The 10,161-nt window shown below is 68.6% G+C and carries 9 protein-coding genes; 3 read left to right on the top strand and 6 right to left on the bottom strand.

Features of this window, described 5'->3' with window-relative positions; genetic code table 11:
- From NBZ85_RS21310 to nifV, 6 genes are all read right to left on the bottom strand, one after another.
- On the bottom strand, positions 1-560 hold a 560-nt coding region (locus tag NBZ85_RS21310), incomplete at its 3' end, for a nitrogenase component 1 (protein ID WP_308205202.1).
- Positions 560-1,930: a nitrogenase iron-molybdenum cofactor biosynthesis protein NifE gene (nifE, locus tag NBZ85_RS21305; RefSeq protein WP_261562474.1), complete on the bottom strand. Its 1,371-nt coding sequence runs from the start codon at positions 1,928-1,930 to the stop codon at positions 560-562. The genes nifE and NBZ85_RS21310, both read right to left, overlap by 1 nt.
- A 250-nt stretch (positions 1,931-2,180) precedes the next feature.
- Entirely contained in the window at positions 2,181-3,743 is a 1,563-nt protein-coding gene (gene nifK, locus NBZ85_RS21300; protein WP_261562473.1) for a nitrogenase molybdenum-iron protein subunit beta, read from the bottom strand.
- A gap of 209 nt (positions 3,744-3,952) precedes the next feature.
- The gene (gene nifD, locus NBZ85_RS21295) at positions 3,953-5,413 is read right to left on the bottom strand and encodes a nitrogenase molybdenum-iron protein alpha chain (protein ID WP_261562472.1); all 1,461 of its coding nucleotides are present in this window, start codon (positions 5,411-5,413) and stop codon (positions 3,953-3,955) included.
- Positions 5,414-5,464: 51 nt separating this feature from the next.
- Positions 5,465-6,328, bottom strand: a complete 864-nt coding sequence (gene nifH / locus NBZ85_RS21290; RefSeq protein ID WP_261562471.1) for a nitrogenase iron protein — start codon at positions 6,326-6,328, stop codon at positions 5,465-5,467.
- 179 nt (positions 6,329-6,507) lie between these two features.
- Positions 6,508-7,725 carry a homocitrate synthase gene (gene nifV / locus NBZ85_RS21285; protein WP_261562470.1) on the bottom strand — a complete coding sequence of 406 codons (1,218 nt, stop codon included), beginning with the start codon at positions 7,723-7,725 and terminating at the stop codon, positions 6,508-6,510.
- A 741-nt stretch (positions 7,726-8,466) separates the two neighbouring features.
- On the opposite strand from nifV, the gene NBZ85_RS21280 reads away from it, so the two are divergent.
- The 3 genes from NBZ85_RS21280 to NBZ85_RS21270 all read left to right on the top strand — a co-directional run.
- The gene (locus NBZ85_RS21280) at positions 8,467-8,904 is read left to right on the top strand and encodes a hypothetical protein (protein ID WP_261562469.1); all 438 of its coding nucleotides are present in this window, start codon (positions 8,467-8,469) and stop codon (positions 8,902-8,904) included.
- 359 nt (positions 8,905-9,263) lie between these two features.
- Complete coding sequence (locus NBZ85_RS21275; RefSeq protein ID WP_261558656.1) at positions 9,264-9,815, top strand: TetR/AcrR family transcriptional regulator; 552 nt, start codon at positions 9,264-9,266, stop codon at positions 9,813-9,815.
- A gap of 91 nt (positions 9,816-9,906) precedes the next feature.
- Positions 9,907-10,161, top strand: a 255-nt coding sequence (locus NBZ85_RS21270) for a methyltransferase domain-containing protein (protein WP_368861418.1), incomplete at its 3' end; no start/stop codon positions are given.

Below are 10,161 nucleotides of genomic sequence, written 5' to 3'. Positions count from 1 at the left end.
GTGGCGGCCGGCGGGGCGGAGGCCGCGATGAGCGCGGTCTGCGCCTCCGAGTGGTCCTCGACCGTCAGCGGCGCGGGCACCACGGCCCGGATCAGCGCCTCCAGCGCGGCCGACCAGCCGTCGGACAGCCCGCCGAGGAAGTCCGGAGTGGACACTCCGATGATCAGCGGCGCGGTGTCCGCGTCGGCGTCGGCCCAGGTGGCCAGGTAGGTGCGCAGCTGGCCGCCGACGTCCTCCCCGGAGACCTCGGTGACACCCGTGGTGAGCAGGCCGATGATGGCCGGGCGCTGCTTCTTGCGGATGGCGTCGAGGGTGGCCACCATGGCCTCGCCGCTGCCGAGGACCGCGGTCACCTCGCTGATCGCCGTGGTCTGCAGCGGAATCGGCTCGTTGAAGTGCCGGGTCAGCAGGGCCTTGGCGAACGACGCGCAGCCCTGCGACCCGTGCATGATCGGCAGTGAGTCGGCCAGGCCGAGGAAGACGAGCGCGCCGCCGAGCGGCTGGCTGTACTTGAGCGGGTCGATCGCGGCGTGCCGCTCCGGGACGATGATCTCGGCCATCAGTGGGCCCCGACCAGGTCCCAGGGGGCGGGCCGGCGGACCTGTTCCCACACCGGGCTCCCGATCGCCATGTCGAGGCGGCGGGCGAACTCGACCATGCCGGTGTAGCCCGCGTAGGGGATGTGCCGCTCCTGGTTGATGTCGAGGAACGGCAGCCGGCCCTTGATCGCGGTGTACTGGTTGCGGCCACCGGCGACGAGGATGTCGGCGCCGGTCTCCTCCGCCACCCGCAGCAGTTCCCGCGGGCTGCCCTCGGAGATCATCTTGGCGTCGCCGAGCAGCTCACGGATCTTGTCGACGTCGCCGTCGGAGCTCTTGGTGATGCCGCTGCCGACGACCTCGATGCCGAGATCCTGCAGCGCGGAGACGATCGACCAGCTCTTGACGCCACCGGTGTAGAGCACGGCCTTGCGGCCGGTGAGCCGGGCGCGGTAGGGCGCGAGCGCGGTCTCGACGGCCGCCTCCTCGACGGCGATGAGCTCCTCCGTGCGGCGGGAGAGATCGTCGTCACCGAGCAGGCGGGCGAAGCCGCGCAGCGAGTCGCCCATCGCGCTGACGCCGTAGAAGCTGCCTTCGAACCACGGGATGCCGTAGCGCTCTTCCAGGCCGCGGGCGAGGCCCAGCAGCGCGCGGGAGCAGACGACCATGGTCGCCTTCGCCCGGTGCGCCGCGGCGATGTCGCGGTAGCGGGCGTCCCCGCTGATGCAGGCCCGCAGCCGGATCCCCAGCCGGGTCAGCAGCGGCACCACGTCCCACAGCTCGCCGGCGATGTTGAACTCGCCGATGAGGTTGACATCGAGGTCGGTGACGTCGTCCGGTTCGACCGTGCCGATCACATGGTCCAACAGGGCCTGGCCGGCGATCTTGTTGCCAAGGTTCTTGTTGCCGGCGAAGCCCGGGGCCTCGACCGGGATCACGGGTACTCCGGTCCGCTCCGCGGCGGCCGCGCAGACCGCTTCGAGATCGTCGCCGATCATCGCGGTGACGCAGGTGGAGTAGACGAAGGCCGCGGGCGGCGCGTAGCGCTCGACGACCTCGCAGATCGTGTCGAACAGGCGCTGCTCGCCCCCGAGCACCACGTCGTTCTCGGTCATGTCGGTGGTGAAGCCGTGGCGGAACAGCGTCGGCCCGGACGACAGGCTGCCCCGGCCGTCCCAGGAGTTACCGGCGCAGGCGATCGGGCCGTGGACGATGTGGGCGCTGTCGGCGATCGGGACGAGGGTGATCATCGCCCCGTCGAAGGTGCAGCCGCCGGAGGTTCCGCCGGGCTTGGGCTTGGGGCAGCCCGCCTTGCGAGCCTTGGCGCTCTTGGCGTTGTTGTGGTCGCAGGCCGCCTCGGTGAACAGGGCGGCACGTTCGGTAGCAGCCATGGGCCATCCTCGGGAGGGGGCGGTCCTCGGGAGAGGCTGGACAAGGGGGGTCGATCAACCCGGGAGGGAATTGACCGACCCACCCGTGAGCGGGGAGAGAAGGCGCAGGTGCTCCTGCCTGTCTCGACCCGTGGGAGTGGTCGGCCGGCCGCAGGGAGCGCGGTGGGCGCGGCCGACCGACCACGTCTGGCCCGGTTCGTCGCCGGTGGTGAGTCCCACCGGCGGCGACTCGGCTACAGCGGACGGCGCGTCAGCGGACCGCGTCGAAGCTGTGGTCGGGGGCGTTGCGGTCCATCTCGTCGAGGATCGTGTTGACGAGCTGGGTGAGCAGGTGCAGACCACCCGTGTAGCCGATGATCGGGAACCGGTGCAGGTGGTGCCGGTCGAAGATCGGGAACCCGACCCGGACCAGCGGCACGTTCGCCTCGCGGGAGATGTACTTCAGCTGCATGCTGCCGATGAGCACGTCGACCGGCTCGGTGAAGACCAGCGACCGCAGGTGCCAGAGGTCCTTCTCCGGCCACACGGTCGCCTCCGCGCCGAACTTGCTGGCGGAGAGCACCTTCTCCATGCGGGCCTTGAAGGTGGGGTCGGCGTTCGTGCTCACGACGTGCACCGGGATCATCCCGAGCTCGAGCACGAACCGGGTCAGCGCGATGACGAGGTCCGGATCGCCGGCGATGGCCACCCGCTTGCCGTGCACGTAGGCATGCGAGTCGGTGATCGCGTCGACCAGGCGGCCGCGCTCGGCGGTCAGCTCCGCCGGGACCTCGACCTCCGCGACCTTGGCGACCGCCGTCAGGAAGGCGTCCGTGCCCTTGACCCCGAGCGGGGTCTCCAGCACGATCGTGTCCTGCTTCCAGTCCTTCTGGATGTACTCGGCCGTCCTGCGCAGCGTGCTCTCCTGCAGCAGCAGGCTCGCGCGGCTGAACTTCGCCAGCGCCCCCTCCGCCAGCGGGGTGCCGCCGGGGTAGAGGAAGTACTCGCCGTCCGCCGGGGAGTCCAGCGAGCTGGAGTGGTCGCCCAGGATCAGCGGGTCGACCCCCATCAGCTCGAGGATGCGCCGGTACTCGCGGTGGTTGCCGACGTAGGTGTCGAACCCGGGGATGACGTTCAGCCGGACCTTGTCGGACTTCTCCACCTTCGACGCGTCCGCGTCGGGGGACTTCGCCAGCATCTCGAGGATGCCCTTGAGCATCACGTCGTAGCCGGTGATGTGCGAGCCCACGAAGGACGGAGTGTGGGCGTACGACACCGGGAAGTCCTGGCTGATCACCTCCTGCTCGCGCGCCGCGCCGATGTAGGCGAACAGGTCCTCACCGATGACCTCGGCCATGCACGTGGTGCTGACCGCGATGTGCTTCGGCTTGTAGAGGGCGGTGATGTTCTCCATCGCCTCGACGAGGTTGTTGATCCCGCCGAACACGGCGGCATCCTCGGTCATCGAGGTGGAGGCGGCGGGCACCGGCTCCTTGAAGTGCCGGGCGAAGTGGCTGCGGAAGTACGCCACGCAGCCCTGCGACCCGTGCACCAGCGGCATGGTGCCCTCGAACCCGAGCGCGGCGAGCACCGCGCCGAGCGGCTGGCAGGCCTTGGCCGGGTTGACGGTCAGGCCCTCCCGGGCGAAGTTCTTCTCCCGGTACTCCCACCCGCGGGTCCAGTCGAGGACCCGCTGGACCTCTTCCTTCGGGGCCGCGTCCTCGAACTCGCGCTTGCCCTCGAACTGCTTCTCGTAGACCTCATCGCGGAAGATGTCGTTGTGGTCAAGGACCCGCAGTGGGACCGCGCTGGCGTGCTCGGGGGTCGTCGTCACCGGACGTCCCTCCTCTCCCCTGTGGGGCTTGTCCCCAGGTGGGGCTTGAGGCCTGCCGCGGCAGCCGCCAGCGACCGCTTCTCCGGTCACGGGGTCGCCGGGTCGCTGGCGGCTGCGTTCGGCCAGACCTGAATGGACTACTGGTCAGCTACTGCCAGTGGGCATCTACTGCTGGGCGCCTGGCGCCCGGGTGCCGCGAGGGCGGCGGATCAGGCGACCTCGCCGGCCTTCGACCAGGGGGCCTCGAGGAGGTCCCAGGCCGGGCTGTTGATGGCGATGTCCATGTCCCGGGCGAAGACCGCGAAGCCGTCGACGCCGTGGTAGGGCCCGGAGTAGTCCCAGGAGTGCATCTGCCGGAAGGGGATGCCCATCTTGTGGAAGACGTACTTCTCCTTGACGCCCGCACCCATCAGGTCCGGCTTGAGGTGCTTGGCGAACTCCTCGAGCTCGAACGAGTTCGGGTCGTCGTAGAGGAGGGTGCCTTCCTTGAGCATGCTGTAGGTCCGGGTGTAGTCGTCCTTGTGGGCGAACTCGTAGCCGGTGCCGACGACCTCCATGCCGAGGTCCTCGTACGCGCCGATGGTGTGCCGGGGGCGCAGGCCGCCGATGGCGAGCATGACCCGCTTGCCCTCGAGCCGCGGCCGGAACGCCTTGGTGATCTCGTCGAAGCGCACCTGGTACCGGGCGATCGCGGCCTCGGTCTTCGCCTTGATCTCGTCGTCGAAGAACTCGGCGATCTTGCGCATGGAGGAGATGATCTTCGACGGGCCGAAGAAGTTGAACTCGGTCCACGGAGTGCCGAAGCGCTCCTCCATGGTGGTGCAGATGTAGTTCATCGAGCGGTAGCAGTGGATCAGGTTGAGCTTCGACAGGTGCGTCGACTTCATCTCGTTGAGCGTGCCGTCACCGGACCACTGGGCGATGACCCGCAGGCCCATCTCCTCGAGGATCCGCCGCGAGGCCCAGGCGTCACCGCCGATGTTGTAGTCACCGATCAGCGCGACGTCGTAGTCGGTCTGCTCGAAGGTGCCGCCGCCGGTGCCGAGCACGTGGTCGCGGACAGCGTCGTTCGCGATGTGGTGGCCCAGCGACTGGCTCACGCCGCGGAAGCCCTCACAACGGACCGGGATGACCGGAATGTCGTGCTTCTTCGCGGACTTCTTGGCGACGGCCTCGATGTCGTCGCCGATCAGACCGATCGGGCACTCGGACTGGATCGAGACGCCCTTGGCCAGCGGGAACAGCTCGACGATCTCGTCGAGGACCGTCTCCAGCTTGGCATCGCCGCCGAAGACGATGTCCTTCTCCTGGAAGTCCGTCGTGATCTGCATCGCGGTGAAGTTGTTCACGCCAAGGTGGCCGTGGGCGTAGTTGCGACGGGTGGCCCAGGAGTACTGACCACAGCCGACGGGCCCGTGGCTGATGGTGACGAGGTCCTTCACCGGGCCCCACACCACGCCCTTGGATCCGGCGTAGGAGCAGCCGCGGATCGTCATGACCCCGGGGCGGGACTTGATGTTGGACTTGACCTCGCACTCCTTCGACCCCTCGGGGTCGTTGGCCTTGATGTGCTTGGTCCGGAACTTGGCGGCCTTGGTGGGGTACTGACCCAGGACCTCGGCGATCATCGCCTCGGTCTCGGCCCGGGTCGGTGCCGGCGTCGTGGTCATGATCGGGACCTCATCCTCGACGGTGAGTGGAACAGGTGGTCGGGCGACGTGTTAGGCGACGGCGGCGGCCTTGCCGATCACGGTCTCGTCCTCCTGCGCCATGATCCCGAAGTCGATGAGGAGCTCCTCGAGCTCGTCCATGGTGATCGGCGTCGGGATCGTCTTCATCTCGTTGTTGACGATCTTGTTGGCCAGCTCGCGGTACTGGTCGGCCTGGCTGTTGGTCGGGTCGTACTCGATGACCGTCATCCGGCGCAGCTCGGCGTGCTGCACGACGTTGTTACGCGGGATGAAGTGGATCATCTGGGTGTTGAGGCGGCGGGCGAGCTCCATGATCAGCTCGTCCTCGCGGTCGGTGTTACGGCTGTTGCAGATGAGCCCGCCGAGCCGGACGCCGCCGGAGTGCGCGTACTTCAGGATGCCGCGGGCGATGTTGTTCGCCGCGTACATCGCCATCATCTCGCCGGAGGTGACGATGTAGATCTCCTGCGCCTTGCCCTGGCGGATCGGCATCGCGAACCCGCCGCACACAACGTCACCGAGGACGTCGTAGGTGACGAAGTCGAGGTTCTCGTACGCGCCGGCCTCCTCCAGGTAGGTGATGGAGGTGATGACGCCACGGCCGGCGCAGCCCACGCCCGGCTCCGGGCCACCGGACTCGACGCACTTGATGCCCCACTGGCCCTCGACGAGAACCTCGTCGAGCTCCAGGTCCTCGACCGAACCCTTCTCGGCCGCGAGCTGGATGACGGAGGTCTGCGCCTTCGCGTGCAGGATCAGGCGGGTCGAGTCGGCCTTCGGGTCGCAGCCGACAATCATGACCCGCTGACCCATCTCGGCCATGGCCGCCATGGTGTTCTGCTGGGTGGTGGACTTGCCAATACCACCCTTGCCGTAGAACGCGATCTGGCGCATGCGGTGCTCCTCCTTGGGACGGTTGCCCGGCGCGCGGTCACCGGGGCTCGGCCATGCCGATCGGGCTGGCCGGGCCGGTCGGCCCGCGAGCTGCCGGACGTGCCGCCGGTCGGATTGGACCGGGACGTCGGCACTACCGTGGTGCTGGTCGTACGAGCCCTCTGGCGCGGGCAGGTCGGTCAGACCTGCTCTTCGCGCCGGGGGGCCTCCGCTCGGGGGGTCGGCATCTCCACCCGCCCGAGAAGCTCTTGGAAGTCGCGGCCGTGAAGGCCGCGCTTGTGCTGGGTGGCGGCGGCACGCACCCGCTCCAGCAGGGGTTCGATCTCGTCGTCCTCGGCGGTCAGCCCGTACTGCTCGAGCGCGTAGCGGACCGAGGCCCGCCCGCTGTGCTTGCCGATCGCCAGCCGCCGGCGCCCGCCGACCTCGGCGGGGTCGAACGGCTCGTACGTCGCCGGGTGGCGCAGGATGCCGTGCACGTGGATGCCCGACTCGTGCGCGAACACCGACTCGCCGACCACCGCCTTGCCTGCCGGCAGGGGCCGGCGTGCGGCCCGCGACACCAGCCGGGCGAGGCTGCGAAACGACGTCGTGTCCAGGTCGACGGGCAGCTTCAGCAGGTGCCGAAGCGCCATCGCGACCTCTTCGATCGGGGCGTTCCCGGCGCGTTCGCCCAGGCCGAGCACGGTGGTGCTGACCCAGGTGAACCCCGCCTGGACGGCGGCGATGGTGTTGGCCGTCGCCAGGCCGAAGTCGTCGTGGGCGTGGATCTCCCACGGCCCCGGGACCGCCCTGACCAGTCGCCCCAGCCGATCGTGCGCGCTCACCGGGTCGAGCAGGCCGACGGTGTCGGCCCAGCGCAGCCTGGTGACGCCCAGTTCCCGCAGTTCGCCCGCCAGGTCCGTGACGAACGCGTCGTCGGCGCGGGAGGCGTCCTCGAAACCGACGCTCACCCGCATCCCACGATCCGTCGCATCCGCGACACACTCGCGGACCCGCTGCCGCGCCCAGGCCCGATCCCGCCCCAACTTGCTCTTCAGGTGCAAGTCGGAGACGGGGATGGTCAGGTGCGCGGTGACAAGGCCGCAGCTTGCCGCGGCCTCGACGTCGCGGCGGTCGGCCCGGCACCAGCCCACGATCTCCGCGTGCGGATCGGTTGCGAGGATCTCCCGCAGCACGTCCCGCTCGGTGACACCCATCGCCGGGATTCCGGCTTCGATCTGGTGCACCCCGATGGCGTCCAGGGCAGCGGCGATGGCAAGTTTCTCGGCCGCGGTGAATGCGACGCCAGGCGCCTGCTCGCCGTCGCGGAGCGTGGTGTCGCAGAATTTGATCGCCGCGTCCGGCTGTATCGCCGTGGCAGATGAGCTGGGAAAACGGGGGTCTCGCACTGTCATCACCAGCCGTTGCTCCGGGACTGAAGACCATGGGCTGCGCCGCGAACTGTGGTTCTGTGTTTGTTCGGCGGCGACATGAATCAGACTAGGAGGCGATTATTTCGAGGCTGCAAGCGCCGGTAACTTCCGGGTTAACAGGTATTCCCGCCGGATGAGTGCAAGCTTTTCTGTTGGGATATCTCGAAGGATATCTCGAAGGAAAAATTTATCCTTGAGGTTTTCTTTGGGGGACTTCCTGCGGGCCGCGGTGGCCCAGCTCACGTGGCGGGGGTGGGCCGCCCAGGGTGGCCGGGGGCCCACGTAGTCGCGCACCTCACCGAGGGCGGCGCCCGTCCCGGACGAAAAGGAGCACCGACCGACGCGTCCGACCGTGCATACGCCACGTTATCCGACCGGACCGCCCAGACGATTCCTTTCCGTAGCGCAAATGTCACGGATAGGAATCCGAGGCGGTCGACAGGGGGCCGCGACGGCGGTGCGGAGTACGCACTAATTGGCACGTCCCGATGGCGTCACCATCGGCCTGTGCAGCGAGGGTTAACGTTATCGAAACCCTTGAACTTCTTCCTGCGTTGGACCTCACCGAGCGGGTCGGATATCTTATGGATAACAAAATTGCGCCGGGCGAAGCCGGGCGAGGCCGGCCCGGCAGCACGCAGTGCTTTCCCTGGGGAAGCGGAAGGAGCTGGGCGTGTCGGTTCACGTATACGCGGGGTACTTCGGTTGCCAGCAGGGATGGTAGAGATGTCGGAGGCGCAGATGATCGATGTGCCGACCGACGCCCCCGGGACCTGGGAGGATCTGCGGTCAGCCGTGGTGGGGAACAACGGAGTCTTCAGGACCACCATGGGCTTGCTGCGGGAGATCGGTGGCTACGGCCGGCTCGGGACGAACGTGCGGCAGATCCTCAGCCGCAACCTCGCGGGTATCGGGCTCGGTCACCTACCCATGGAGCTGCCGGCCTACCAGGACAAGGAGATCCTGCTCTTCCAGTACGGCACCCCCGCGGCCGAGATCGTGGAAGCGGTCCGCGAGGGCGCCTCGGACGGAGCCGAGACCGCGCTGGTCCGGCTGAACTCGTCGCAGGATCTCGCCAAGGTGCGTGACGCCTCGCTGAAGGCGGTCGAGCTCCTGTCGATCCTGAACGACCGATGCCGGGACTGCATGCGTCCCCTGCCGTAAACGACCGGTAGGCGGCACCCCTCAGCGATACTCGCCGATCGCCGAGGCACCGCCTGCCCGTTCAACTCGGTCCACCGGGAGCGCGGCCACCGTTGCGGGCATGGGGACGGCGGCTACCACGGGCTTTCTCTCGCAGTGGCGGCCTGGGACGCCGCTGCGAGAGAAAGCCTGGGTCACCGTCTGACCACGACCGCCCGGCCCGCGATCACGGCCCGGACCAGGCACCGCCCACGCTGGTCACCGACCGTATCGATCTGGCGCTATTCCGGCACCAACCCGATATGGTCGGTGACCCGTGGCCTGCCTCTGCCCCTCCGGCGCATTCACTTACTGATCGATGAGCAAGTAATCTCGGAACCGTGAGCCAGACCAGGGAACGGATCCTCACGATCGCTCGCGACCTGTTCGCCCGTCATGGCTACAGCGGCACGACCAATGCTGACATCGCCCGCGAGCTGGGCACCACGACGGCCGCGCTGTACTACCACTTCCCGTCCAAAGCGGCGATCCTCGACGGCCTGGTCGCCGAGCCCCTGGCGGCCTACCGCCGGATCATCGAGTGCCTCAACACCGGGCCGCCCGCCCCGCCCGAGCTGCTCAGCGCGTTCATCGACCTCGCCGCGGACTCCCGCGAGCTGGCCGCGCTGATCGACCGGGAACCGAGCGTGCTGGCCGCCATCGACAAACGCCTGCCCCGCGCCTTCGAGGGGATGATTCAGCAGGTGATCGTCGCGCTGGCCGGCCCCGATCCCGACCGCGCAGCCATCCTGCGCGCGCACGCCGCCTTCGCCGCGATCAAACACGCCACGATGGCCGCGATCGCCCTCAACCACGGCACCCTCGACCCCGCCGACCGCGCCGAGATCCTCCGCACCGCCCTGCGCATCCTCCAGCCCACCGCCGAGGACTGAGCCGGTCACCGGCCGGCCGGCTGCTCTCGCGTCCTCACCTCGGGATGGGAATCGGGCTGTCTCGCCGCGCCGAGTGCCGTAGAAGGGAGGGATGGCGCAGTTTCATTTCGACCCTCGGACCTATCGAGCCACGGTGGTTGCCGAGGTGCCGCACTACGAACGGCTGCAGGACGAGGTGGCGGCGGCCACGGCGGGTCGGCGGGTGACGCGCATGCTCGATCTCGGGGTGGGTACGGGTGAGACCAGTGGGCGTGTGCTCGACGTCCATCCGGATGCCGCCCTCGTCGCGATCGACGAGAGTCCGGCGATGCTTGAAGCCGCCCGCCCCCGCCTGCCCCCCGCGGAC

Source organism: Frankia tisae (assembly GCF_025403405.1).
GTDB classification, from domain to species: domain Bacteria; phylum Actinomycetota; class Actinomycetes; order Frankiales; family Frankiaceae; genus Frankia; species Frankia tisai.
Note: the sequence above shows the minus strand (reverse complement) of the source record. Positions and strands in the feature narration are given on the sequence as shown.

Bases quoted from the DNA above. Each gene is read 5' to 3' on its own strand.
- nifE (WP_261562474.1), bottom strand. From the start codon at position 1,930: ATGGCTGCTACCGAACGTGCCGCCCTGTTCACCGAGGCGGCCTGCGAC.
- nifD (WP_261562472.1), bottom strand. From the start codon at position 5,413: ATGACCACGACGCCGGCACCGACCCGGGCCGAGACCGAGGCGATGATC.
- nifH (WP_261562471.1), bottom strand. From the start codon at position 6,328: ATGCGCCAGATCGCGTTCTACGGCAAGGGTGGTATTGGCAAGTCCACC.
- NBZ85_RS21280 (WP_261562469.1), top strand. From the start codon at position 8,467: ATGTCGGAGGCGCAGATGATCGATGTGCCGACCGACGCCCCCGGGACC.